At 68.7% G+C, this 22,281-nt stretch carries 24 protein-coding genes; 19 read left to right on the top strand and 5 right to left on the bottom strand.

Annotation, left to right across the window (positions count from 1 at the left end):
* Positions 1 to 114 precede the first annotated feature (114 nt).
* The 10 genes from tolB to folD all read left to right on the top strand — a co-directional run bounded on the left by tolB (position 115) and on the right by folD (position 10,688).
* Positions 115 to 1,440 (top strand): Tol-Pal system beta propeller repeat protein TolB, encoded by a 1,326-nt coding sequence (gene tolB, locus HSX43_RS05830; RefSeq protein ID WP_179379148.1) that lies wholly within the window; start codon positions 115 to 117, stop codon positions 1,438 to 1,440.
* A gap of 10 nt (positions 1,441 to 1,450) precedes the next feature.
* A complete protein-coding gene (pal, locus tag HSX43_RS05825; RefSeq protein WP_179379147.1) occupies positions 1,451 to 1,963 on the top strand; it encodes a peptidoglycan-associated lipoprotein Pal in 513 nt (170 codons plus the stop codon).
* Positions 1,963 to 2,823: a tol-pal system protein YbgF gene (ybgF, locus tag HSX43_RS05820; protein WP_179379146.1), complete on the top strand. Its 861-nt coding sequence runs from the start codon at positions 1,963 to 1,965 to the stop codon at positions 2,821 to 2,823. Before pal ends, ybgF begins: the two co-directional genes overlap by 1 nt.
* Complete coding sequence (tilS, locus tag HSX43_RS05815; protein ID WP_179379145.1) at positions 2,807 to 4,054, top strand: tRNA lysidine(34) synthetase TilS; 1,248 nt, start codon at positions 2,807 to 2,809, stop codon at positions 4,052 to 4,054. Before ybgF ends, tilS begins: the two co-directional genes overlap by 17 nt.
* 78 nt (positions 4,055 to 4,132) lie before the next feature.
* Positions 4,133 to 6,049: an ATP-dependent zinc metalloprotease FtsH gene (gene ftsH, locus HSX43_RS05810; protein ID WP_179379144.1), complete on the top strand. Its 1,917-nt coding sequence runs from the start codon at positions 4,133 to 4,135 to the stop codon at positions 6,047 to 6,049.
* 80 nt (positions 6,050 to 6,129) lie between these two features.
* Complete coding sequence (locus HSX43_RS19780) at positions 6,130 to 6,252, top strand: hypothetical protein (RefSeq protein WP_268884024.1); 123 nt, start codon at positions 6,130 to 6,132, stop codon at positions 6,250 to 6,252.
* 79 nt (positions 6,253 to 6,331) lie between these two features.
* The gene (locus HSX43_RS05805; protein WP_179379143.1) at positions 6,332 to 6,961 is read left to right on the top strand and encodes a hypothetical protein; all 630 of its coding nucleotides are present in this window, start codon (positions 6,332 to 6,334) and stop codon (positions 6,959 to 6,961) included.
* 11 nt (positions 6,962 to 6,972) lie between these two features.
* A complete protein-coding gene (locus tag HSX43_RS05800) occupies positions 6,973 to 7,554 on the top strand; it encodes an MOSC domain-containing protein (protein ID WP_179379142.1) in 582 nt (193 codons plus the stop codon).
* Between the two features lie 436 nt (positions 7,555 to 7,990).
* Positions 7,991 to 9,667, top strand: coding sequence for a formate--tetrahydrofolate ligase (locus tag HSX43_RS05795; RefSeq protein WP_179379141.1), 1,677 nt, complete (start codon positions 7,991 to 7,993; stop codon positions 9,665 to 9,667).
* A gap of 115 nt (positions 9,668 to 9,782) precedes the next feature.
* Positions 9,783 to 10,688 carry a bifunctional methylenetetrahydrofolate dehydrogenase/methenyltetrahydrofolate cyclohydrolase FolD gene (gene folD / locus HSX43_RS05790; RefSeq protein ID WP_179379140.1) on the top strand — a complete coding sequence of 302 codons (906 nt, stop codon included), beginning with the start codon at positions 9,783 to 9,785 and terminating at the stop codon, positions 10,686 to 10,688.
* On the opposite strand, the gene HSX43_RS05785 is transcribed toward folD, so the two are convergent.
* Positions 10,685 to 11,434, bottom strand: coding sequence for an alpha/beta fold hydrolase (locus HSX43_RS05785; RefSeq protein ID WP_179379139.1), 750 nt, complete (start codon positions 11,432 to 11,434; stop codon positions 10,685 to 10,687). The two genes, folD and HSX43_RS05785, sit on opposite strands and share 4 nt — an antisense overlap.
* 65 nt (positions 11,435 to 11,499) lie before the next feature.
* Here HSX43_RS05785 and HSX43_RS05780 point away from each other — a divergent pair, with 65 nt between their 5' ends.
* Both HSX43_RS05780 and rsgA read left to right on the top strand, forming a co-directional pair.
* Complete coding sequence (locus HSX43_RS05780; protein WP_179379138.1) at positions 11,500 to 11,868, top strand: hypothetical protein; 369 nt, start codon at positions 11,500 to 11,502, stop codon at positions 11,866 to 11,868.
* 59 nt (positions 11,869 to 11,927) lie between these two features.
* Positions 11,928 to 12,941, top strand: coding sequence for a ribosome small subunit-dependent GTPase A (gene rsgA, locus HSX43_RS05775; protein ID WP_179379137.1), 1,014 nt, complete (start codon positions 11,928 to 11,930; stop codon positions 12,939 to 12,941).
* An 80-nt stretch (positions 12,942 to 13,021) separates the two neighbouring features.
* Here rsgA and HSX43_RS05770 read toward each other — a convergent pair whose 3' ends face one another.
* On the bottom strand, positions 13,022 to 13,933 hold the full coding sequence (locus HSX43_RS05770; protein WP_179379136.1) for a pirin family protein: 912 nt from the start codon (positions 13,931 to 13,933) through the stop codon (positions 13,022 to 13,024).
* A gap of 116 nt (positions 13,934 to 14,049) precedes the next feature.
* Between HSX43_RS05770 and HSX43_RS05765 the strand changes: the two genes are divergently transcribed.
* Positions 14,050 to 14,532, top strand: a complete 483-nt coding sequence (locus HSX43_RS05765; protein WP_179379135.1) for a hypothetical protein — start codon at positions 14,050 to 14,052, stop codon at positions 14,530 to 14,532.
* Positions 14,533 to 14,540: 8 nt separating this feature from the next.
* On the opposite strand, the gene cobT is transcribed toward HSX43_RS05765, so the two are convergent.
* Complete coding sequence (gene cobT / locus HSX43_RS05760; RefSeq protein ID WP_179379134.1) at positions 14,541 to 15,551, bottom strand: nicotinate-nucleotide--dimethylbenzimidazole phosphoribosyltransferase; 1,011 nt, start codon at positions 15,549 to 15,551, stop codon at positions 14,541 to 14,543.
* Positions 15,552 to 15,631: 80 nt separating this feature from the next.
* Here cobT and cobS point away from each other — a divergent pair, with 80 nt between their 5' ends.
* The 4 genes from cobS to HSX43_RS05740 are packed head-to-tail and all read left to right on the top strand — an operon-like array spanning position 15,632 to position 18,438.
* Complete coding sequence (gene cobS, locus HSX43_RS05755; protein WP_179379133.1) at positions 15,632 to 16,372, top strand: adenosylcobinamide-GDP ribazoletransferase; 741 nt, start codon at positions 15,632 to 15,634, stop codon at positions 16,370 to 16,372.
* A gap of 10 nt (positions 16,373 to 16,382) precedes the next feature.
* Positions 16,383 to 17,063 (top strand): molecular chaperone DjiA, encoded by a 681-nt coding sequence (locus HSX43_RS05750; RefSeq protein WP_179379132.1) that lies wholly within the window; start codon positions 16,383 to 16,385, stop codon positions 17,061 to 17,063.
* A gap of 7 nt (positions 17,064 to 17,070) precedes the next feature.
* The gene (locus HSX43_RS05745) at positions 17,071 to 18,090 is read left to right on the top strand and encodes an endonuclease/exonuclease/phosphatase family protein (protein WP_179379131.1); all 1,020 of its coding nucleotides are present in this window, start codon (positions 17,071 to 17,073) and stop codon (positions 18,088 to 18,090) included.
* A gap of 3 nt (positions 18,091 to 18,093) precedes the next feature.
* The gene (locus HSX43_RS05740) at positions 18,094 to 18,438 is read left to right on the top strand and encodes a hypothetical protein (protein ID WP_179379130.1); all 345 of its coding nucleotides are present in this window, start codon (positions 18,094 to 18,096) and stop codon (positions 18,436 to 18,438) included.
* Between the two features lie 2 nt (positions 18,439 to 18,440).
* Here HSX43_RS05740 and HSX43_RS05735 read toward each other — a convergent pair whose 3' ends face one another.
* Both HSX43_RS05735 and HSX43_RS05730 read right to left on the bottom strand, forming a co-directional pair.
* On the bottom strand, positions 18,441 to 19,139 hold the full coding sequence (locus HSX43_RS05735; protein WP_179379129.1) for a CDP-alcohol phosphatidyltransferase family protein: 699 nt from the start codon (positions 19,137 to 19,139) through the stop codon (positions 18,441 to 18,443).
* A 136-nt stretch (positions 19,140 to 19,275) separates the two neighbouring features.
* Positions 19,276 to 19,854 carry a cytochrome P460 family protein gene (locus HSX43_RS05730; RefSeq protein ID WP_179379128.1) on the bottom strand — a complete coding sequence of 193 codons (579 nt, stop codon included), beginning with the start codon at positions 19,852 to 19,854 and terminating at the stop codon, positions 19,276 to 19,278.
* A 170-nt stretch (positions 19,855 to 20,024) separates the two neighbouring features.
* Between HSX43_RS05730 and HSX43_RS05725 the strand changes: the two genes are divergently transcribed.
* Both HSX43_RS05725 and argF read left to right on the top strand, forming a co-directional pair.
* Positions 20,025 to 21,203, top strand: coding sequence for an aspartate aminotransferase family protein (locus tag HSX43_RS05725; protein WP_179379127.1), 1,179 nt, complete (start codon positions 20,025 to 20,027; stop codon positions 21,201 to 21,203).
* 76 nt (positions 21,204 to 21,279) lie between these two features.
* Positions 21,280 to 22,206: an ornithine carbamoyltransferase gene (gene argF, locus HSX43_RS05720; RefSeq protein WP_179379126.1), complete on the top strand. Its 927-nt coding sequence runs from the start codon at positions 21,280 to 21,282 to the stop codon at positions 22,204 to 22,206.
* Positions 22,207 to 22,281 lie beyond the last annotated feature (75 nt).

Below are 22,281 nucleotides of genomic sequence, written 5' to 3'. Positions count from 1 at the left end.
ACGCCGGACCCCGGCTGAACGGTTGAGAAACGGCCCCACTCCGGCGATACGGGGAATAGGTGCCGACCGAGAAACAACAAGGTGCAGGTGACAGGTATGGTCCTAGGCCCATTGATGAAACGGCTGGCGACGGCGGCGGTTCTGGCCGCGTCCGTGCTCGCGGGCCCGTTGGGGAGCCCGGCTGCGGCACAGCTTCGGATCACGATCACCGATCCCACGCTCTCGCCCATGCCCTTCGCGGTGCCGACCTTCGTGGCACGCAACGCCGAAGCGGGCGAGTTGGCGCAGGACATCACGCGCGTCATCGCCGCGGACCTCGCCAACACCGGCCTCTTCCGCGAGATCCCGCGCGAGAACCACGTCGGCCGCATCACGAGTTTCGAGGCCCCGATCCAGTTCTCCGACTGGAAGGCGATCAACACGCAGGCGCTCATCACCGGCTCCGTCCTCGTGGAGGGCGACGGGCGCATCGTCGTGCAGTTCCGCCTCTTCGACGTCGTCTCCGAGCAGCCGCTGGGCGAGGGCCTGCAGTTCGTGGGCACGCAGGACGGCTGGCGGCGCATGGCGCACAAGGTGGCCGATGCCGCCTATTCCCGGATCACCGGCGAAGGCCCCTATTTCGACAGCCGGGTCGTCTTCGTCTCCGAGCAGGGACCGAAGGACGCGCGGCAGAAGCGCCTCGGCGTGATGGACTACGACGGGGCCAACGTGCAGTACCTCACGTCCTCGGACGCGATCGTGCTGGCCCCGCGCTTCAGCCCGAACGGCGACAAGATCATCTATACCGGCTACGAGAGCGGTTTCCCGAAGGTCACGCTGATCGACGTGGCCAGCCTGCAGAAGCAGACCGTGGGCGGCGTCGACCAGAACATGAGCTTCGCACCGCGCTTCAGCCCCGATGGCGGGCGGGTCGTCTACTCGGCCGAGGTCGCGGGCAATACCGACCTCTATCTCCTCGACATCGCGAGCGGCGCGACGACACGCCTGACGACCGCACCCTCGATCGAGACCGCGCCCAGCTTCTCGCCCGACGGCAGCCAACTCGTCTTCGAGAGCGACCGCTCGGGCGCGCCGCAGCTCTACGTGATGCCCGCGGGCGGCGGAGAGGGCACGCGGATCAGCTTCGGCGAGGGCCGCTACGGCACGCCGGTCTGGTCGCCGCGCAACGACTACATCGCCTTTACCAAGCAGAACGCGGGCCGCTTCCACATCGGCGTCATGCGCACCGACGGCAGCGAGGAACGCCTGCTGACCGGGGCCTTCCTCGACGAAGGGCCGACCTGGGCCCCGAACGGCCGCGTGGTGATGTTCACCCGCGAGACGGCCGGGGCCGCCGGGGCCCCCGCGCTCTATACGGTCGACATCACCGGCCGGAACCTGCAACGCGCCGCGACCCCCGCGGCGGCATCGGACCCGTCCTGGGGTCCGCTTCTTCCCTGAGGTATCTCCAATGAAAACCACAGCACTTCTCCTGATCGCCGCGCTGACGCTCACCGCCTGTGGCAACCGCCTGGGCGGGGCCGGCGACGGTGCGGTCGACCTGAACGCGGGGGCGGGCGCGGGCGGCGTCGTCCCGGGCAGCGCCAACGACCCGACCTCCGTCGCCTACTTCCAGCAGACCGTGGGCGACCGCGTGCTCTTCGCCGTCGACCAGTCGACGCTCACGCCCGAGGGACAAGCGACGCTGGCCGCACAGGCTCAGTGGCTGACGGCCAATCCGGGCTTCACGGCCCTCGTCGAGGGCCACGCCGACGAACAGGGCACGCGGGAATACAACCTCGCCCTCGGCGGCCGTCGCGCCAACGCGGCGCGCGACTACCTCATCAGCCAGGGCGTCGCCGCGAACCGCCTGCGCACCATCTCCTACGGCAAGGAGCGCCCGCTCCAGGTCTGCTCCACCGAAGCCTGCTACAGCCAGAACCGCCGCGCCGTCACGGTGCTTGCCGCCGGGGCCGGCGTCTGATGCTGCGCGCCGCCTCCGTCGCGCTGGCCCTCGTTTTCACGCCACTGGCGGCGACGGCACAGCAGGACCAGACCCTGGCCGACATCCGCCAGCAGCTGAGCGTGCTCCAGGTGGAAATGCAGACGCTCACGAACGAGCTGAACACGACGGGCGCGCCGGGCACCAATACCGGTGGCTCGACCGTGCTCGAGCGGGTCAATGCGATCGAGAGCGAGCTACAGCGCCTGACGCAGCAGACCGAGCGCCTGTCGTTCCGTGTCGAGAGCGTGGCGCGCGACGGCTCCGCCCGGATCGAGGACCTGCGGTTCCAGCTTTGCGAGCTGACGCCGGAGTGCGATCTCGGGTCGCTGCCGAACCCCGGCCCCCTCGGGGCCGAGGGCGCGGGCGACGGCGGCGGCACGGCCCCGGCGACGGGTGGCGGCACCGCGCCGGCCCCGGTCGAGGAAGGCAGCGACAGCGGCGGGCCCCAGCTGGCCGTCGGCGAGCAGGCCGATTTTGACCGCGCCCGCGCGGCCCTCGATGCGGGGAACAACGCCGAGGCCGCGCGGCTCTTCGGTCAGTTCGTCACGGCCTATCCCACCGGCCCCCTCTCGACGGACGCGCAGTTCTTCCGCGGTCAGGCCCTCGCCCGCGACAGCCAGAACGCCGAGGCCGCGCGGGCCTATCTCGAAGCCTTCTCGGGGACGCCGGAAGGGCCGCGCGCGGCCGCATCCCTGGTCGGTCTCGGCACGACGCTCGGGGCGCTCGGACAAACGGACGAGGCGTGCCTGACACTGTCGGAAGTGGCAATCCGCTTTCCCGACTCGCCCGCAGTCTCCGAGGCCAATTCGGCGCGCGCCGGTCTTGGCTGCGCCGGATGAACCGGAGCCGGTCGAGGCGATCGACCGGCTTCTGCGCGGGGCCTGCGACCGCCGGCCGGAAACGGTTGGCGTCGCCGTTTCCGGCGGCGGCGACTCCGTTGCGCTGCTCCTTGCCGTCCTCGACTGGGCCAGACCTCTGGACATCGTGGTCAGGGCCGCGACCGTGGATCACGGACTGCGCCCGGAGGCCGCGACCGAAGCGGCGTGGGTCGCCGACCTTTGCGCCGCGCGCGGCATCGCGCACCACACACTGACGATCGACGGGCTGACGCCCGGTCCCGGCGTGCAGGCGCGGGCACGGGAGGTCCGCTACGCCGCACTCGCCGACTGGGCAAAGGAGCAACGCCTCGGCATCGTTCTTCTGGGCCATACTGGCGACGACGTGGCCGAGACGCTGCTCATGCGGCTGAAGCGGGGAACGGGGCTCGACGGGCTGGCGCGGATGCCGGTGTGGCGGCGGGTCGGGCATGTCGATTTTGGTCGCCCGTTTCTAGAGGTATCGCGCAGCAGCCTGCGGGCCGGTCTCGCGCAGGCGGGGGTGACACCGCTGGAGGATCCGTCGAACACCGACGGGCGGTTCGAGCGCGCTCGGCTGCGGGAAGCCATGGCCGCGCTCGACCTCGATGCCCGCGCCCTCGCACGCAGTGCCGCTCAGCTGGACACGGCCCGACATGCGCTCGATGCGCTGACCGCGACATCGCTGCGCGATCTTTTCCTCCGGGATGCAGGCGACCTGATCCTCGACCTCTCCGCGGCCCGTGCCGCGCCGCGCGAGATCCTGCGCCGCGCACTCCTGACCGCGCTCGGATGGATCGCCGGCGGGGCCGCGCCGCGCCGAGCGGAACAGGACCACCTGATCGCCACGCTCCTCGGCACGCCGCAGCCCCTCACGCTTGCCGGATGCCGGATCGCGCCCGAGGGCGGCGGCGCGCGCCTCATGCGGGAGGCCGCCCGCGCCGCGCCGCCCGAGGCTTTCACGCCCTCCGGCACGCTCTGGGACGGCCGCTGGCATGTCACGGGTCCGGCCGCGCCCGGTGCGACGGTCGGCGCACTCGGCCCGGACGTGGTCGCGACAGACTGGCGCGCCACCGGCCTGCCCCGCCCGTCCCTCATGGCCAGCCCCGCCATCCGTGACGCGGAGGGGGCGCTCCTTGCCGCTCCGCTCGCTGATCCGGGGGCCGCGGGTCAATTCACCGCGACACTCCGCCCCCCGCACGCGCTCTTCGATTGAACCCCTGCGCCCCGCACCCTATGTTGTTGAGCAAAGACACGGGCCGGGCCTGACCCCGCCTCAGATCGGAGAAAATCCTTGGGTAACGCGCGCAACATCGCCTTCTGGGTGCTGCTCTTCGTCCTCGTCATGGCCCTGTTCCAGGTCTTCTCGGGCGGCAGCTCGAGCGTTTCGGGGCGCGAAGTGCCCTATTCGGACTTCATCAACCAGGTCGAGAACGGCACCGTCTCGGAGGTCACGCTCGACGGCGAGCAGATCATCTTCCGCGGCTCGGGCGGCACCGAACAGGTGACGATCAAGCCGTCCGAAGTCGACGTGACCGACACGCTCCTGGAAAACGACGTACGCATCATCGCCGAAAGCCAGCAGCAATCGGGCTTCCTCTCGGCGCTTGGCCTGTGGCTGCCGTTCCTCGTGCTGATCGGTGTCTGGATCTTCTTCATGAACCGGATGCAGGGCGGCGGCAAAGGCGGGGCGATGGGCTTCGGCAAGTCCAAGGCCAAGCTCCTGACCGAAAAGCAGGGTCGCGTGACCTTCGACGACGTCGCCGGCATCGACGAGGCCAAGGATGACCTCGAGGAGATCGTGGAATTCCTGCGCAACCCGCAGAAGTTCTCGCGCCTCGGCGGCAAGATCCCCAAGGGCGCGCTTCTGGTCGGCCCCCCGGGCACCGGCAAGACGCTTCTGGCGCGGGCCGTGGCCGGCGAGGCCGGTGTTCCGTTCTTCACCATCTCGGGCTCCGACTTCGTCGAGATGTTCGTCGGCGTGGGCGCATCCCGCGTGCGCGACATGTTCGAGCAGGCCAAGAAGAATGCGCCCTGCATCGTCTTCATCGACGAGATCGACGCCGTGGGCCGGTCGCGTGGCGTGGGCTACGGCGGTGGCAACGACGAGCGCGAGCAGACGCTGAACCAGCTTCTTGTGGAGATGGACGGCTTTGAGGCCAACGAGGGCATCATCATCGTCGCAGCGACCAACCGCCCCGACGTGCTGGACCCCGCGCTCCTGCGCCCGGGCCGCTTCGACCGTCAGGTCCAAGTGCCGAACCCCGACATCAAGGGCCGCGAGAAGATCCTCGGCGTGCACGCCAAGAAGGTGCCGCTGGGTGCCGACGTCGACCTGCGCATCATCGCGCGCGGCACGCCGGGCTTCTCGGGAGCGGACCTCGCGAACCTCGTGAACGAATCCGCCCTGATGGCTGCGCGCATCGGGCGCCGGGTCGTCACGATGGAGGATTTCGAACAGGCCAAGGACAAGGTCATGATGGGGGCCGAGCGCCGCTCCATGGTGATGACCGAGGACGAGAAGAAGCTGACCGCCTACCACGAGGCCGGTCACGCCGTCGTCGGCCTGAACGTCCCGCAGCACGACCCGATCCACAAGGCCACGATCATCCCGCGCGGCCGGGCGCTCGGCCTCGTGCTGTCGCTGCCCGAGCGGGACCGCATCTCGGCCAGCTACCAGTGGTTCACCTCGCGCATCGCCATGGCGATGGGCGGGCGCGTGGCCGAGGAGCTGATCTTCGGCAAGGAAAACATCACCTCGGGTGCCAGCCAGGATATCAAGCAGGCCACCCAGATGGCCCGCGCGATGGTCACGCAATACGGCTACGCCCACGAGGAGCTGGGCTTCGTCGACTACGCCAACGAGCAGCAGAGCTATCTCGGGGCCTACGGCGGCGGCACGACCCATTCGTCGGAAACGCAGCGCAAGATCGACGAGAAGGTCAAGGAGATCATCAACGATGGCTACGAGACCGCGAAGCGGATCCTGACCGAGAAGTCCGACGCGCTCGAAAACCTGGCGCAGGGGCTTCTGGAGTACGAGACGCTGACGGGGCCGGAGATCATGAAGGTCATCAACGGCGAGGCGCTGACGCGCGGCGACGACGATGACGACGCCGATACGACCAGCGGTGGAAGCAGCCTGACGGCGATCCCGAAGACGAAGCCGAAGCCCAAGGGCCCGGATCTGTCGCCCGAGCCCTCGACTTGAGGCACAGGCGCACAGAATGACGTTCGATGGCCGGGGTCCACGCCCCGGCCATTTTCATTCAACGGGCAGGAGGGGGCGAGATGGTCGGGTCGAGCCCGACGATGACATCGCACCACGGCGATGCCCTTCTTCGCGTCATGGTCGGGCTCGACCCGACCATCTCTCGCCCGGCGGTGGCGACGATGATGCGCCAAACCGCGTGACGATGCTCACCGGATCATTCCCGCTTTCGGTCGCGCCGTCCCTTGGCTAGACATCGGCAGACCCCGGACCGGAGAGAAGATGCCTGCTCCCGATGCACCTGCCCTGCGCACGCCCTTCCTGATCTGCGCAGCGCTCATCACCCTGGCTTTCGGGCTCGGCTGGCTGATCGCCGGACCGATCAAGGAAAACGGAGCCTTCGAGCTCGCTACGGTCGTGACCCTCGCCCTCGTCGCTGCGACTTTCGTCCTGCGTCTTCCGAGCCTGGCTTTCGGTGCGAAATGGCACCTGCCGATGCTGGCCGTCCTGCTGGCCCTGCGGGAGCTCGACTTCGACAAGCGCTTCATGGAGACCGGAATCCTGAAGCTCCGGCTCTATACCGGGGACGGACCGCTCCTGCCGAAGCTGATCGGCGGGGTCGTCGTGATCCTCGTGCTGGTCTGCCTGTGGCGTGTGCTGCGGCGGGACGGGCCGATCTGGTTCGCGGCCCTGCGTCGGCGTGAGGGCTGGGCGATCGCGCTGCCGCTCGGCGTGCTGGGTGTCGTCATCGCCAAGAGCGTCGACGGACTGGGCCGGAAACTCGAGCCTTTCGGGATCGCGCTCTCGGACGCGCAGGACGTCTTCGCCGTCACTGCCGAGGAAGGGCTGGAGTTCGGCTTCGCGCTCGCGCTCCTCCTGTCGCTCTTTCTCTGGATCCGCCGCTACGCCTGAGAGGAGATGCCATGCCCGCACTGAAACCCGCCGGCGTGACCGGTCAGGTCACCTGGCTCGGCGTGGTGCCCGCCCGCGATCTGGCCCTGTCGTCCGCCCCGCGTGCGAGCCTGACACTGACCTTCGCCGGGCCCGAAGGGGAAGACCATGGCGGCCTCACCCGACCGTCCTGCAGCCGAGTGGCGGCGCAATATCGACCCGGAACGGAGATCCGCAATACCCGGCAACTCTCGATCGTGTCGGCTGAGGAACTGGAGCTGATCCGGGCGGGGATCGGTTTCGAGAGCTTCGACCCGACCTGGATCGGGGCCACCATGGTCGTCTCCGGCATACCGGATTTCACGCATGTGCCGCCATCGTCGCGGCTGCAATTCGGGGGCGGGGCGACCGTGACGATCGACATGGAAAACCGGCCCTGCACCCTGCCCGCGCCGGTGATCGAGGCCGCGGCGCCGGGGCACGGCCGTGCGTTCAAGGGCGCGGCGAAGGGGTTGCGGGGCGTGACCGCCTGGGTCGAGCGGGAGGGCGTGGTGCGGCAGGGCGATCCGGTGACGTTGCATGTCCCGGACCAGCGCGCCTGGCAGGGCGCATGACAAAGCCGGGCACAACGGCCCGGCGTTCGTCAAGATATTCTGTTCCGAAGTCGTTCGCGGCCGTCAGGCCAGTGCGAGACCCGTAACGAGGGCAAGGCCGAGACCGGTCACGAAACCGGCGTGGATGAAAAGGCTGGTGGCAGTCATGTCGTTTCTCCGCTCAAAATGCGTTCGGCAGGTTCCTGCCGATACGCTATCCTCATCTTGCGATCCCAACACTTAACAAAAGCTTTCGGTTCCGTGAGTCGCGGTGTCATTTTCGTGAGCCGCGCCGCCGCGATCACGTTTCCCCTTCCGCGACAGGCGTTTCCGATCCGCCCCGCGCGTTTCGGGAGCGACGTGGGAACGACCTGGAATGTCGGTTTTCGCCGCCCCTCCCCCCTGCCCTTCCCCCTAGGGCTTATGGCAAGCCGGGCGCGAACGAGGAGATGCTGCCATGACCCACAAGACCGACATCGAGATCGCTCGCGAAGCGAAGAAGCGCCCGATCATGGAGATCGGCGAGAAACTGGGTATCGGCGCGGACGACCTGCTGCCCTACGGCCATGACAAGGCGAAGGTCAGCCAGAAATTCATCGAAGCGACCCGCGACAAGCCGAACGGCAAGCTGATCCTCGTGACCGCGATCAACCCGACGCCCGCGGGCGAGGGCAAGACGACGACGACCGTGGGTCTGGGTGACGGGCTGAACGCGATCGGCAAGAAGGCGATGGTCTGCATCCGCGAGGCCTCGCTCGGGCCGAACTTCGGGATGAAGGGCGGTGCCGCCGGAGGCGGCTATGCGCAGGTCGTGCCGATGGAGGAGATGAACCTCCACTTCACCGGCGACTTCCACGCGATCACCTCGGCCCACTCGCTGCTGTCGGCGATGATCGACAACCACATCTACTGGGGCAACGAGCAGGAGATCGACATCCGCCGCGTCGTCTGGCGCCGGGTCGTCGACATGAACGACCGCGCCCTGCGCCAGATCACCGCGTCGCTCGGCGGCGTGGCCAACGGCTTCCCGCGCGAGGCGGGCTTCGACATCACCGTGGCCTCCGAGGTCATGGCCTGCCTGTGCCTTGCCACAGACCTCAAGGACCTGGAGCGCCGTCTGGGCGACATGATCGTGGCGTACCGCCGCGACAAGTCCCCGGTCTTCGCCCGTGACATCAAGGCCGACGGCGCGATGACGGTGCTCCTGAAGGACGCGATGCAGCCCAACCTCGTGCAGACGCTGGAAAACAACCCGGCCTTCGTGCATGGCGGTCCCTTCGCCAACATCGCCCACGGCTGCAACTCGGTCATCGCAACGACGACGGCGCTGAAGCTCGCCGACTACGTGGTCACCGAAGCGGGCTTCGGGGCGGACCTCGGTGCCGAGAAGTTCATGAACATCAAATGCCGCAAGGCCGGCCTCGCGCCCGACTGCGTCGTGCTGGTCGCCACGGTGCGGGCGATGAAGATGAACGGCGGCGTCGCCAAGGCCGACCTCGGGGCCGAGAACGTGGAGGCCGTCGAGGCGGGCTGCGCCAACCTCGGCCGTCACATCGGCAACGTGAAGAGCTTCGGCGTGCCGGTCGTCGTCGCCATCAACCACTTCACCGGCGACACCGACGCCGAGGTGCAGGCCGTGAAGGACTACGTGGCCTCGCAAGGCTCCGAGGCGATCGTCTCCAAGCACTGGGCCGACGGCTCGGCCGGGTCGGCGGATCTGGCGAAGCGGGTGGCCGAGGTGGCCGACGCAGGCATGGCGAACTTCGCGCCGCTCTACCCCGACGAGATGGGCCTCTTCCAGAAGATGGAGACCATCGCCAAGCGGATCTACCACGCCGACGAGGTGCTGGCCGACAAGAAGATCCGCGATCAGCTGAAGGCCTGGGAGGAGCAGGGCTACGGCAACCTGCCGGTCTGCATGGCGAAGACGCAGTACTCCTTCTCGACCGACCCGAACCTGCGCGGTGCACCCACGGGCCATTCGGTGCCGGTGCGCGAGGTGCGGCTCTCGGCGGGTGCGGGCTTCATCGTGGCGGTCTGCGGGGACATCATGACGATGCCCGGCCTGCCCCGGAAACCTTCGGCCGAAAGCATCCGCCTCAATGACGCGGGCGACGTCGAAGGCCTGTTCTGACCGGGGAACGTGAGGGGCCAGCCCCTCGCACAGCCCGGAGTATTTAGGAAGCAGAGAAGGGCGCGGGCGGTCTGCCCGGGCCCTTCGCCGAACCGGCACTTGGAAGGACCACGCGATGACCGCAACTTTGATCGACGGGAAGGCCTTCGCGGCCAAGGTGCGCGCCAAGGTCGCCGAGGAAGTGACCCGCGTGAAGGCCGCGGGCGTGACCCCCGGCCTTGCGGTCGTGCTCGTGGGTGAGGATCCGGCCAGCGCGGTCTACGTACGCAACAAGGGCAAGCAGACCGTCGAAGTCGGCATGGAGAGCTTCGAGCACAAGCTGCCTGCCGAGACATCCGAGGCCGATCTGCTGGCGCTCATCGCCAAGCTGAACGCCGATCCGGCGGTCCACGGCATCCTGTGCCAGCTGCCGGTGCCCGACCACATCGACGCCGATAAGGTGCTCGACGCCATCGATCCGGCCAAGGACGTGGACGGCTTCCACATCTCGAATGTCGGCCTCTTGGGGACCGGGCAGAAGGCCATGGTGCCCTGCACGCCGCTTGGCTGCCTGATGATGCTCCGCGTCCATCATGGCTCGCTCTCGGGGCTCAATGCAGTGGTCGTGGGCCGCTCCAACATCGTGGGCAAGCCGATGGCGCAACTGCTGCTGCGCGACAGCGCGACGGTGACGATTGCCCATTCGCGGACGAAGGAGATCGAGGCGCTTTGCCGGACGGCCGACATCGTGGTCGCCGCCGTGGGCCGCCCCGAGATGGTGACGGGCGACTGGATCAAACCCGGAGCCACGGTAATCGACGTGGGCATCAACCGCATCGACGCGGGCGTGAAGGACGACGGCTCCCCGCGCACGAAGCTGGTCGGCGATTGCCATTTCGACAGCTGCGCCGAGGTGGCGGGCGCGATCACGCCCGTGCCGGGCGGCGTCGGGCCGATGACCATCGCCTGCCTGCTGGCCAACACGCTGACGGCCTGCTGCCGTGCGAACGGCCTGGACGAGCCCGAAGGCCTGACCGCCTAGGCGTCGAGGAACGCCCGGCAGGCGGCCTCGAACTCGCGCGGTTTCTCGGCGTGCAGCCAGTGGTGCGCGCCGGGGATCTTGGCGAAGCGGGCCTCGGGGAAGAACGCCTTGATCGTGTCGCGATGCTCGGGGCGCACGTAGTCGCTCTCGCCCCCCGACAGAAAGAAGGCGGGCACGTCGACCGGGCCCGTCACATCGGGGAAGCCGATGATCTTCGGCATCTCCGCCTCTAATACATCGAGATTCAGCGTCCAGCGCTTCTCCGCCACGTCGAGTGATTGCAGCAGGAAGGCCCGCGTGCCGTCGTCGGGCACCTCCGAGAGCTGCTCCGCCGCCTCCGACCGTCGCGTCACCGACGACAGGTCCACCGCGCGCATCGCGGCGATCAGATGCGCCTGCGTGTGACCATAGGCGACCGGCGCGATGTCGGCCACGATCAGGCGGCGCACGGCCTCGGGCCGGGTCAGCGCAAGCACCATCGCCGCCTTGCCCCCCATCGAATGGCCGAGCACGTCCATTTGCCCGCGCCCGATCACCTCGGCCAGGTCATCGGCCATGTCCGCGTAGGACTGTGTCTCGACGCGCGGGCTGTTGCCGTGGTTGCGCATGTCGACGGCCAAAACCTCCCTGTCCGACGACAGGCGCTTGGCGATGACGCCCCAGTTGCGCGCCGATCCGAAGAGCCCATGCGCGATCAGGAGCGGCGGGTGGTCGGTCGGAGTGCCGTGGCGGATCGTGTTCAACATGGAAACGGACTATCTCGCCTCCGGACGGATTGCCAGATCGCCGCTCCCGCGCCTATCCCGAAGGCATGCACGGCGACCTTCTCCAGCGGATCGCGAATGTCGAGGCCCTGATGGCGGAGCGGCTCTACCTCGGCCGGGGCCGGCTCGACCGGCAGTTGCGCGCGGCCCGCGGCCGCCTTCCGCGTCGGGTGCTGCGCCAGGCGCGGGAACTGGTCGAGGCGCGGGAGATGCTGGCCAACCCGGCGACGGCGCGGACTGTGAAGGCGAACCGCATCGCAGCCACCTGCGACCTGATGGAACGCGCGCTCCATGCGGTGCCCGAGGGCAAGTACCGCCGCCGCTACTGGTCGGCGCGGGCGGGCATGGCCGCGCTCAACGTGCTCGCCGTGATCGCGCTCCTCGCGGTCGTGCTCTGGTGGCGCGGCCACGCCTGACGCTTGCTCCGCCCCGCGCCCCGTGCGAGGTCTGCAGCGACCCGCCGGAGGCCCGTTCCATGCCCGATACGCCTGCCCTCGCCGCGCTCGGCTGGCGGCCGTTCTTCGCGGAGCAGATAACCGAGACCGAACGCACGCCGGCGCGCGTGACCGAGGTGCATCGCAACGGCGCGGAGGCGGAAGGGGCCGAGGGCGCGCTTTCACTGCCACCGACACTCGGCGCGACGGTGGGCGACTGGGTCGTCACCGGGGCCGAAGGGGCCCCACGCCGGCTCGACCGGCAAAGCCTTCTGAAGCGGCGTGCGCCCGGGCGCGGCTACGAGATGCAGGCCATCGCCGCGAATGTCGACACCGTCTTCGCCGTCACCTCCTGCACCCGCGATTTCAGCGTCGCCCGGCTGGAGCGCTATGTCGCGCTGACCTTCGAGGCAGGGGCTGCGGCGGTCATCGTGCTGACGAAGCCCGATCTTTGCGACGATGTTGCCGAGTTCGAGGCCGCGGCGCGGGCCATCTCTATGGACGTACCAATAATCACGCTCGACGCCCGCACCGACGCACCGCGACAGGCCCTCGCCCCATGGGTCGAACCGGGACGGACAATCGCGCTTCTCGGCTCCTCGGGCGTGGGGAAATCGACGCTCGTCAACGCACTTTCGGACGGAGCGACGGTCGCGACGCAGCCCGCCCGCGCCGCCGACCAGCGGGGTCGCCACACCACCACGCGCCGACAGATGCATCGCCTATCGGGCGGGGCCCTCGTTGTCGACACGCCGGGGATGCGCGAGGTTCAGCTGGCCGATGCGGATGCCGGCCTCGCCCGGCTCTTCGCTGATCTCGAAGCGCGGGCCGCCACCTGCCGCTTCCGCGACTGTGCCCATGGCGAGGAACCGGGCTGCGCGATCAAGGCTGCGCTGGCCGCAGGCGTGATCGACCATGCTCGGGTCGAGCGTTGGCAGGTTCTGAAAGCCGAAAACGCCTTCAACACCGAGAGCCTCGCCGGCCGCCGGTGGGACGAGAAAGAGCGTGCCGAGGGCATCCGCGACCGCCGCGCACGACTTGGCAAGGGGGGATAGGCGAAGGGGCGACCGAAGCCGCCCCCTCTTCCTGCCGGAAGTACTCCGGGGGTCCGGGGGCTGGCCCCCGGCCCGTCGGATCAATGCGCCGGCTGGATGAACGTCCCGTTGCGCAGATCGCGCATCGCCTGATGCAGCTCCTCCTGCGTGTTCATCACGATCGGTCCGTGCCAGGCCACCGGCTCCCGGATCGGCGCGCCGGAGACGAGGAGGAAACGCACGCCCTCCTCCCCCGCCTGCACGGTGATCTCCTCGCCGGTACCGAAGCGCACGAGCGTTCGGTTGCCCGAGAGATCGCGGATATTGACCTCCTGACCCTGCCAGTCCTTCTCGATCAGCACGCCCTCGGGCGCACTAGCATCCGAAAAGGCCCCCGCGCCCGCGAAGACGTAGGCGAAGGTCTGGCGATAGGTGTCGACCTTGAAGGTCTTCCGGACGCCCGGCGGGACCGAGATATCAAGATACTGCGGGTCGGCCGCGATCCCGTCGACGGGGCCGGTCTGCCCCCACATCTTGCCCATGATGACCTTGATGCGCGTCCCGTCGTCGTCGACGACCTCTGGGATGTCGCTGCCCTGGATATCCTGGTAGCGCGGGGCCGTCATCTTGAGGCTCGACGGCAGGTTCGCCCAGAGCTGGAAGCCGTGCATCTGACCGGCTGCGTTGCCGCGCGGCATCTCCTGGTGCAGGATGCCCGACCCGGCGGTCATCCATTGGACGGAGCCGGCCCCGAGAACCCCGCTGTTGCCCAGAGAGTCGCCATGCTCGACCTCTCCCTCGAGGACGTAGGTTATGGTTTCGATGCCGCGATGCGGATGCCACGGGAAGCCCTTGGCGTACATGTCGGGATGATCGCCGCGGAAGTCGTCGAAGAGCAGGAACGGATCCTGCTCCGAGGGGTCGCCGAAGCCGAAGGCGCGGTGGAGGTGGACGCCGGCCCCTTCGATGTGTGGCTGGGCGCGGCGGGTTTCGAGAACGGGACGCAGGGACATGGCCTGTCCTTTCCTGATGTGCTGTTGCACCGAAGATGGGCGCGACGACCTGACGGGACAACGCGCACCCGCGAACCGGCGTTGTGCAACCCCGCGCGGGAGGCTACGCAAGCGCCATGAGCGACACCCTTCATATCCTGCGCCCCTCCGCGCCCCGTCGCGCCATGGGCTTCGCGATCCAGCTGGCCCTGGGGCTCATGCTCCTGTGGCTCGCGGCCGTTCATCCGCCGGAAAACCCGCTCTGGCTCGCCTTCCTCGTCGTCCTCGGCGTTGCCGCGCTGGTGCTGGCGCACCGCGGCTGGCGCGGCTCGGCCCAGGGGATCGTGCTGACGGAAGACGGGCTCTTCTCGGAAGACGGCACGGCCATCGCGCCGCTTGCGCAGATCGCTTCGGTCGATCGCGCGCTCTTCAGTTTCAAGCCGTCGAATGGCTTTCTCGTGCGTCTGACCGACCCGCTTGGCCGCGCCTGGGTGCCCGGCATGTGGTGGCGGCTCGGACGGCGCGTCGGCATCGGCGGCGTCACCGGCGGCGCGGAGACGAAGATCATGGCCGACGCGTTGAGCTTCATGGTCGCGCAACGCGACGGCGACGCCGGCTGAGCGCGGCCCTACCCGCCCGAGACGCCGGCCTCCGCGAAAGTCGCCATCCCCGAGTGACAGGCGAGTGCCCCTTTCAGAACCTGGATCGCCAAGGCGGCCCCCGACCCTTCGCCGAGACGCAACCGGAGTGACAGGAGCGGCTCCATCCCGAGGGCGTCGAGCATCCGCGCGTGCGCGCCCTCGGCCGAGAGGTGACCGGCGACGCAATGGTCGAGCGCGCCCGCGTCCTCGGACCAGAGCGTCAGCGCGGCGGCGGTGCAGATGAACCCGTCGAGGAGGACGGGAACGCGATGCGCCCGCGCGCCGGCGATCGCCCCGGCCATCGCCGCCAATTCCCGACCGCCAAGCGCCATGAGAACGCCAAGACCGCTGCGGTCCGGGTTCGCGGCGAGGCCCGCGGCCACTGCGGCCTCCTTCCGTGAGAGACCCGCGTCGTCGACACCCGTGCCCCGCCCGGCCCAGCCGTCGCCCCCGAGGAGCGCGGTGGCGATGGCGGCGGCGGAGGTCGTGTTGCCGATGCCCATCTCGCCCGTCACCAGAAGATCCGCAGACGGATCGACCGCACTCCAGCCGGTGGCGAAGGCGGCGCAGACCTCGGCCTCGGTCATCGCGGGGCCCTTGGTGAAGTCGGCCGTCGGCCGGTCAAGATCGAGCGCGTGGACGCCGAGGCATGCCCCCGCGAACTCCGACAACTGGTTGATGGCCGCCCCACCGGCTTCGAAATTCGCGACCATCTGCACCGTGACCTCGGGCGGGAAGGCGCTGACGCCCTGCGCCGCGACGCCATGGTTGCCCGCGAAGATCAGAACTTGGGGCGTTTCGATGCGAGGCCGCGCGTCGCCGCGCCAGCCCGCGTACCAGAGCGCGAGATCCTCCAGCCGGCCAAGCGCACCGGGCGGCTTGGTCAACTGTCCGTTGCGCTCCATGGCCCCGGCGCGGGCCGCTTCATCGGGGCCGGGGGCGGCTGCGAGGGCCGTGCGGATCGCTGTCAGGGTGCTGAGGTCTGGGGTGTCGGTCATCTGTCCCTCGGGTCGTGTCTTGTCCGGCGTTGCCCCGAGCGATAAGCGAGCGGTGCCCCGACCGCCAGTGCAGGAACGACATGCCCCGCCGCACCCGCGTCCTTCCGGACCTGACGTCCGCCTTCATGTTGCTGACGCGTCTGCCCCTGCGCGGCACGCCGACGCCCGTGGCTGCCGACGCGGCCTGGGCCTGGCCGATCGTCGGGGCCGTGGTGGCGCTGATCGCGACGGGCCTCGGGGGCACCGCGCTCTGGCTGGGCGCGACGCCGGCGGTGGCGGCGATGCTCGTGCTGGCCACGCAGATCATGCTGACGGGCGCGCTGCACGAGGACGGGCTGGCCGACGTGGCCGACGGCTTCTGGGGCGGCTTCACGCCCGAACGGCGGCGCGAGATCATGCGCGACAGCCGTATCGGGGCCTATGGCGTGATCGCCCTCGTCCTGACGCTCACGATCCGCTGGTCGCTGATCGCGACCGCGCTGATACAGCTCAATCCGCTCGCCATCGTCATCGCCGCAACCGTCAGCCGCGCCCCGATGGCCGTTCTGATGCGCTGGCTGCCGCCCGCGCGCCCCGACGGGCTCTCGCGCGACTCCGGCGTGCCGGCGGCCGGGGTTACGCTCATCGCGGTCGCGCTGGCGGCGCTCGCACTCCTCGGCGCGGGTTGGTCCGGGTTTCTCGCGGCGGCGCTGGTCACCGGTGTCCTCCTCGGCACCGGCCTCCTCGCGCGGCGGAAGATCGGGGGGCAGACCGGCGACGTGCTCGGGGCGGTCCAGCAGATGTCGGAAATCGCGGTTCTGGTCGCGTTGACTTCGGGTTAGGCTCCGCCATATGTCGCTCTGGTCCCGCATCCTCGAAGTCCTGGCCAGCCTCGCCCCGGGCGAGGCGCTTTCGGGCCTCTTCGAGCGTCTGCGCAGCCCGCCGGAGCGCTCGGTCGCCTTCACCATCGCGGTCATCGCGCTCTCGGCGAAGATGGCCAAGGCCGACGGCCGCGTCACCCGCGACGAGGTCACGGCCTTCCGTGAGGTCTTCACCATCCCGCCCGCGGAACTCGACAACGCCGCGCGCGTCTTCGATCTCGCACGGACCGACGTCGCCGGGTTCGAGCACTACGCCGGCCGCATCCGCGCGATGTTCGACGGCGACAGCCAGATCCTGCGCGACCTCATGGAGGGGCTCTTCCACATCGCCATGGCCGACGGCACCTACCACCCGGCCGAAGACGACTTTCTCGCCCGGGTCGCCCAGATCTTCCGCCTGCCCGAGCGGGAGTTCCGCTCGCTCCGCACGCGCTTCGTGCCCGGGGCGGAGCCCGACTGCTACGAGGTGCTGGGCGTGATGCCCGACACACCGATGGAGGAGATCCGACAGGCCTGGCGCGCCGCCGTCCGAGAGAGCCACCCCGACCGGCTGATGGCACGGGGCCTGCCCGAAGAAGCGGTGAAGCTGGCCGAGAAGCGCCTCGTCGCGGTCAACCGCGCCTGGGAGAAGATCCAGGGCGGCGGCGCGTGAGAGCGGCGTGACCAAAACCTCCTTCCGCTTCGCCACCTGGAACGTGGAGTGGTTCAACCGGCTGTTCCACGAAAACGACAGCCTGAACCCCGATCCCGAGGAGACGAGCCGTTTCGGTGTGACCAACGCCCGGCAGCTCGATGCGGTGGCCCATGTGATGGGCACGATTGATGCCGATGCGCTTCTGGTGATCGAGGCTCCGGACGACGGGCCGCGGCGCTCGACGCGGGTGGCGCTCGAGGGCTTTGCGGTCTGGGCCGGCCTGCGCGCGACGCGCGTGGCGATGGGGTTTGCGAACGACACGCGGCAGGAGATCGCGCTCCTCTACGATCCCGCCCGCGTCACGCCCCGACACGCGCCGGGCGAAGCCCCGGACGCGCCGCGCTTCGATCGCACGCTGGGCATGGACCTCGATACCGACCTGCGCGCCGAACAACTCGTGTGGTCGAAACCGCCGCTGGAGCTGGATCTGGAGACCTCCGCTGGCGCGCTGCATCTGATCGGGGTGCACGCGAAGTCGAAGGCCGCGCACGGGGCCGCCAATGCGCAGGAGGCCCTGCGGATCGGTATCCTCAACCGACGCAAGCAGCTGGGACAATGTATCTGGCTGCGGCGGCGGGTCGACGCGCGGCTCGCGGAGGGGCGGGCGCTGATCGTCGCGGGCGATTTCAACGACGGCCCGGGCCTCGACGAGTTCGAGACGCTCTTCGGTCGCTCCGGCGTCGAGATCGTGCTGGGCGACGGAGCCGACGCGCTCCACGACCCATCCGCTCGCCCCGCGCGCATCGGGGCCGCGCTCCCCGCGACGGCGCGGTTCTGGGACAAGGACCGCAAGCGATATATGAATGCGCTTCTCGACTTCGCCATGGTCAGCCAAAACTTACGAGACAGGGCCGAGTGGCGCATCCTTCACCCCTTCGACGACCCCGAGGTCGCGCGGGACGACGACCTGCGCCAAGCCTTGCTCGACGCCTCCGATCACTTTCCGGTTATCCTTGACCTCGCGCCACCACCGCCCCACGTTTGAGCCATGCGCCACCTGCTGACCCCTCTCGCCCTCGTCCTTGGGATCGCCCTGCCCGCCGCCGCGCAGGAGCAGGAAGAAAGCCTCATGGAACAGGGGCTGCGCCTCTTCATGGAAGGGCTCATGGAGGAGGTGGAGCCTGCCCTGCGCGACTTCGGGGAACTGGCAGAAGACGCCGGACCCTTCCTACGCGAGATGCAGCGGTCGCTTGGTGAAGTGGTCGAGGATTTCGACGCCTACGAGGCCCCCGAGATCCTGCCGAACGGCGACATCATCATTCGTCGGAAAGAGTCGCTCGATCCGCCGCTCCCCGGTCTCGAGCCGGATGCCGAGAGCGCGATCGACCTCTGAGGTCAAGCCGTTCTGGTGCGCGCCAGCGCCTGCTGCAGAAGCCCCGCAAAGAGCAGATAGGTCGTCGCCGCGGCGAAGACCCATCCGAGCGTCTGTCCCAGGCCGAACTCGCCCCAGGCCGCCGTCAGTGCCAGCGCCATCCAGAGCGTCGTGACCGCAAGCGTCAACGGCCGCCATTGCTGCGTGCGCACCGGATGGACGAAGCGCAGCGGCAGGAACATCGCCGCCGAAAGGAGCACCGAGGCGATGAGCGTGAGCCAGGGGTTCGGCTCCAGGATGAAGACGGCGAGGGCCACCATGTTCCAGCAGCCGGGAAATCCCTCGAAACTCGCGTCCTCGGTCTTCATCTGCACGTCGCAGAAGTAGAGCGCCGAGGCGAAGGGTACCACGATCAGGATGCCCCAACCGGCCCAGCCGGGCACGAGGCCGCTGGCATAGAGGGCGTAGACCGGAATGAAGACGTAGGTGAGATAGTCGATGATCAGGTCGAGGAGCACGCCGTCGAAGCGTGCCGCGTGGAGCGTCACCTCGTACTTGCGGGCGAGCGGCCCGTCGATGCCATCGACGATGAGCGCCGCGAGCAGCCACAGGAACATCCACGACCAGGCGGTCTCGACCGCCGCGAGCAGCGCGAACATCGCGAAGACCGCCCCGGTGGCGGTCAGCAGATGAACGGAGAGGGCGCGGGTTCGGGGCCACATGTCCCCTACCTGCCTGCGACAATCGGACTTGTCGAGCCACGCAGGCCCTTCGTTCGGAGCATCTGTGTCGTCGGATCGCCCACGCGAACGGGCGGCCCCGCCCGGAGCCGCCCGTCCGTATGCCCTGCAGGGCCGATCAGTTCGCCGTCAGGCGCACTTCCTCGACCGGGTAACCCATGCTGTCCTGAAAATCGAAACCGCCGTGGCAGTCGTGGCAGAATTTCTGGCTGATCTTCAGTTCCTTGCCGTTCGGCTGCACACCGGAATAGAACCAGTTCCCGAACTCCGGCGCATCGTCGACCTTCTCCATGATGAAGAGCGGGCCGACTCGCGCCTCGCCGTCGCGGCCGCCGATCGACTCCTTCGCGAGAATCGTGCCGACCGGCATCTCGATGTCTTCCTCGAACTTGAGGTACTGCTCCGCGCCGATCTCGTTCACGAAGGTCAGCAGGAAGCGGTTCTGGTGCGGCCCGGCGACCGCAGCGCGCGTCGCGGTGACCTGCCAGTCGCGGTACTCACCCGCGATTTCGTTGCCTTCCTTGGTGTATCCCTCGAACATCCGGTCCGACATGCAGTCGTAGAGCGCGGTGACGGCGGCCTCGTCCATCTCGAAACGGTCCTCGGCGATCTCGCAGGTGTCCTGCGCGGCGGCGGGCGTGGCGAGGGCCAGCGCGGAGGCAAGAGGTAAGGCAACGGCCAGCGTGAAACGGAACATCGAGGGTCTCCCTTGTCATTTTGTCGCAGCCTTTGAAGCACCGGCCACGGGCTCCGTCATCTGACAACGGCGTGAGGATTCCGTTATCGCCCCGCTCTCACGGCGAATTGACAGCCCACCGGAATTGCGTCACGCGAGAGGTTCCCGAAACCCGACCCAAGGAAAAGGCCATGATCCCCGCCGTCCTTCCCGTCTACAACCGCGCCCCCATGAGCTTCGTCTCGGGCGAAGGCTCCTGGCTTGTGGAAGCGGACGGGCGACGTTTCCTCGACCTCGGGGGCGGCATCGCGGTCAACGTGCTGGGCCACGCGCATCCCGCGCTGACGGCGGCGCTGACAGCGCAGGCCGGGGCGCTCTGGCACACGTCGAACCTCTACCACGTGCCCCAGCAGGAGGCGCTGGCCGAAAAGCTGGTGGAGGCGACCTTCGCCGACACGGTGTTCTTCGCCAACTCCGGCACCGAGACCTGCGAGCTGGCCGTCAAGATGGCGCGCAAGTACTGGCACGAGAAGGGGCAGCCCGAACGGCATGTGATCCTCGCCTTCACCGGGTCGTTCCACGGCCGCTCCTCGGCCGGCATCGCGGCCGCCGGGTCCGAGAAGATGGTCGGCGGCTTCGGCCCCGTGCTGCCCGGTTTCCGCCACCTACCCTTCGGCGACCACGACGCGCTGAGCGAAGCGATGAAGGCCTCGGACGTGGCGGCCGTCATCCTCGAGCCGGTGCAGGGCGAAGGCGGCATCGTGCCGGTGCCAGACCAATGCCTGAAGGGCCTGCGCGACCTCTGCGACGAGACCGGCGCGCTGATGATCCTCGACGAGGTGCAATGCGGTGTTGGCCGAACGGGCAAGCTCTTCGCCCATGAATGGGCCGGGATCCACCCAGATATCATGATGGTCGCCAAGGGCATCGGCGGAGGCTTTCCGCTTGGTGCGCTCCTGGCGACCGAGGCGGCGGCGAGCGGTATGAAGCCCGGCAACCACGGCTCGACCTACGGGGGCAACCCGCTCGGCTGCGCGGTGGGCAACGCGGTGATGGACATCGTCGCGACCGACGACTTCCTCGCCGACGTGAACCGCAAGGCGGGCCTCTTCCGTCAGGGACTGGAGGGCCTCGTGGCGGCGCACCCCGACGTCTTCGAGACGGTCCGGGGCTCCGGCCTGATGCTGGGCCTCAAGTGCAAGGTGCCGGTCGCGGACGTCGTGCAGGCAGCCTACGGCCAGGAGACCTGTGTCGTTCCCGCAGCCGACAACACCGCCCGTCTTCTGCCCGCGCTCAACATCACCGACGAAGATATCCGGGAGGCACTCGCACGCCTCGACCGCGCGGCGGCGAACCTCGTGCCAGCCTGATCTTCTTCGCTTTGAAAATACTCTCGGGGGTCCGGGGGCAGACAGCCCCCGGCGCTCTCCGCTCCGGAGCCGTCACATGACCAACTTCCTCGACATCCACACGACACCGACAGACGAGTTGCGCGCGATCCTAGATCAGGCGAACGCGATGAAGGCGGCGCGCGGCATGCGCCCCAAGGGCACGCCCGACGACGAGCTGCCGCTTCAGGGCCGGGTCGTCGCGCTCATCTTCGAGAAGCCTTCCACCCGCACGCGTGTCAGCTTCGACGTGGGCGTGCGGCAAATGGGTGGCACCTCCATGGTGCTCTCGGGCGCGGAGATGCAACTTGGCCACGGCGAGACCATCGCCGACACGGCCCGCGTGCTCAGCCGATACGTCGACCTCATCATGATCCGCACCTTCGGCGAGGACATCCTTCAGGAGATGGCCGAACATGCCTCCGTGCCGGTCATCAACGGCCTGACCGACAGCAGCCACCCCTGCCAGATCATGGCCGACGTGATGACCTTCGAGGAGCATCGCGGTCCGATCAGGGGCAAGCGCATCGCCTGGATGGGCGACGGCAACAACGTCGCGCAGAGCTTCCTGCACGCGGCGGCAAGCTTCGGGTTCCATTTCACCTTCTCCGGGCCCGAGGCGCTCGACCCCGATCCCCGGCTCGTCGGCGCGGCGCGCAAGGCCGGCAGCGAGGTGCGGATAGAACGCGACCCCGAGGCCGCGGTGCGCGACGCCGACCTCGTGGTGACGGACACCTGGGTTTCCATGGGAGACGCCGAAAGCTCGCGCCAGCGCCGGCACAACCTGCTCCGCCCCTACCAGCTCAACGAGCGGCTGATGGGCCATGCGCCGAAGGACGCCCTCGTCATGCATTGCCTGCCCGCGCACCGCGGCGAAGAGATCACCGACGCCGTGCTTGACGGACCGCAATCCGTGATCTTCGACGAGGCCGAAAACCGGCTGCATGCGCAGAAGGCGATCATGCGCTGGTGCCTGGGTGTCTGAGAGGCGAAATTTTTCCGAAAATTTCTCGGCAAGCCAAAATCTTCGTGAAGATTTTGGCACCCCGCTCCGGGCCGT

The organism is Jannaschia marina, from assembly GCF_013404595.1.
Classification (GTDB): Bacteria; Pseudomonadota; Alphaproteobacteria; order Rhodobacterales; family Rhodobacteraceae; genus Jannaschia; species Jannaschia marina.
Note: the sequence above shows the minus strand (reverse complement) of the source record. Positions and strands in the feature narration are given on the sequence as shown.

Excerpts from the sequence above, each read along its gene's own strand:
- tolB (WP_179379148.1), top strand. The coding sequence starts at position 115 with ATGAAACGGCTGGCGACGGCGGCGGTTCTGGCCGCGTCCGTGCTCGCG.
- pal (WP_179379147.1), top strand. The coding sequence starts at position 1,451 with ATGAAAACCACAGCACTTCTCCTGATCGCCGCGCTGACGCTCACCGCC.
- ybgF (WP_179379146.1), top strand. The coding sequence starts at position 1,963 with ATGCTGCGCGCCGCCTCCGTCGCGCTGGCCCTCGTTTTCACGCCACTG.
- HSX43_RS19780 (WP_268884024.1), top strand. The coding sequence starts at position 6,130 with ATGGTCGGGTCGAGCCCGACGATGACATCGCACCACGGCGATGCCCTT.
- HSX43_RS05805 (WP_179379143.1), top strand. The coding sequence starts at position 6,332 with ATGCCTGCTCCCGATGCACCTGCCCTGCGCACGCCCTTCCTGATCTGC.
- HSX43_RS05800 (WP_179379142.1), top strand. The coding sequence starts at position 6,973 with ATGCCCGCACTGAAACCCGCCGGCGTGACCGGTCAGGTCACCTGGCTC.
- HSX43_RS05795 (WP_179379141.1), top strand. The coding sequence starts at position 7,991 with ATGACCCACAAGACCGACATCGAGATCGCTCGCGAAGCGAAGAAGCGC.
- folD (WP_179379140.1), top strand. The coding sequence starts at position 9,783 with ATGACCGCAACTTTGATCGACGGGAAGGCCTTCGCGGCCAAGGTGCGC.
- HSX43_RS05785 (WP_179379139.1), bottom strand. The coding sequence starts at position 11,434 with ATGTTGAACACGATCCGCCACGGCACTCCGACCGACCACCCGCCGCTC.
- HSX43_RS05780 (WP_179379138.1), top strand. The coding sequence starts at position 11,500 with ATGCACGGCGACCTTCTCCAGCGGATCGCGAATGTCGAGGCCCTGATG.
- rsgA (WP_179379137.1), top strand. The coding sequence starts at position 11,928 with ATGCCCGATACGCCTGCCCTCGCCGCGCTCGGCTGGCGGCCGTTCTTC.
- HSX43_RS05770 (WP_179379136.1), bottom strand. The coding sequence starts at position 13,933 with ATGTCCCTGCGTCCCGTTCTCGAAACCCGCCGCGCCCAGCCACACATC.
- HSX43_RS05765 (WP_179379135.1), top strand. The coding sequence starts at position 14,050 with ATGAGCGACACCCTTCATATCCTGCGCCCCTCCGCGCCCCGTCGCGCC.
- cobT (WP_179379134.1), bottom strand. The coding sequence starts at position 15,551 with ATGACCGACACCCCAGACCTCAGCACCCTGACAGCGATCCGCACGGCC.
- cobS (WP_179379133.1), top strand. The coding sequence starts at position 15,632 with ATGCCCCGCCGCACCCGCGTCCTTCCGGACCTGACGTCCGCCTTCATG.
- HSX43_RS05750 (WP_179379132.1), top strand. The coding sequence starts at position 16,383 with ATGTCGCTCTGGTCCCGCATCCTCGAAGTCCTGGCCAGCCTCGCCCCG.
- HSX43_RS05740 (WP_179379130.1), top strand. The coding sequence starts at position 18,094 with ATGCGCCACCTGCTGACCCCTCTCGCCCTCGTCCTTGGGATCGCCCTG.
- HSX43_RS05735 (WP_179379129.1), bottom strand. The coding sequence starts at position 19,139 with ATGTGGCCCCGAACCCGCGCCCTCTCCGTTCATCTGCTGACCGCCACC.
- HSX43_RS05730 (WP_179379128.1), bottom strand. The coding sequence starts at position 19,854 with ATGTTCCGTTTCACGCTGGCCGTTGCCTTACCTCTTGCCTCCGCGCTG.
- HSX43_RS05725 (WP_179379127.1), top strand. The coding sequence starts at position 20,025 with ATGATCCCCGCCGTCCTTCCCGTCTACAACCGCGCCCCCATGAGCTTC.
- argF (WP_179379126.1), top strand. The coding sequence starts at position 21,280 with ATGACCAACTTCCTCGACATCCACACGACACCGACAGACGAGTTGCGC.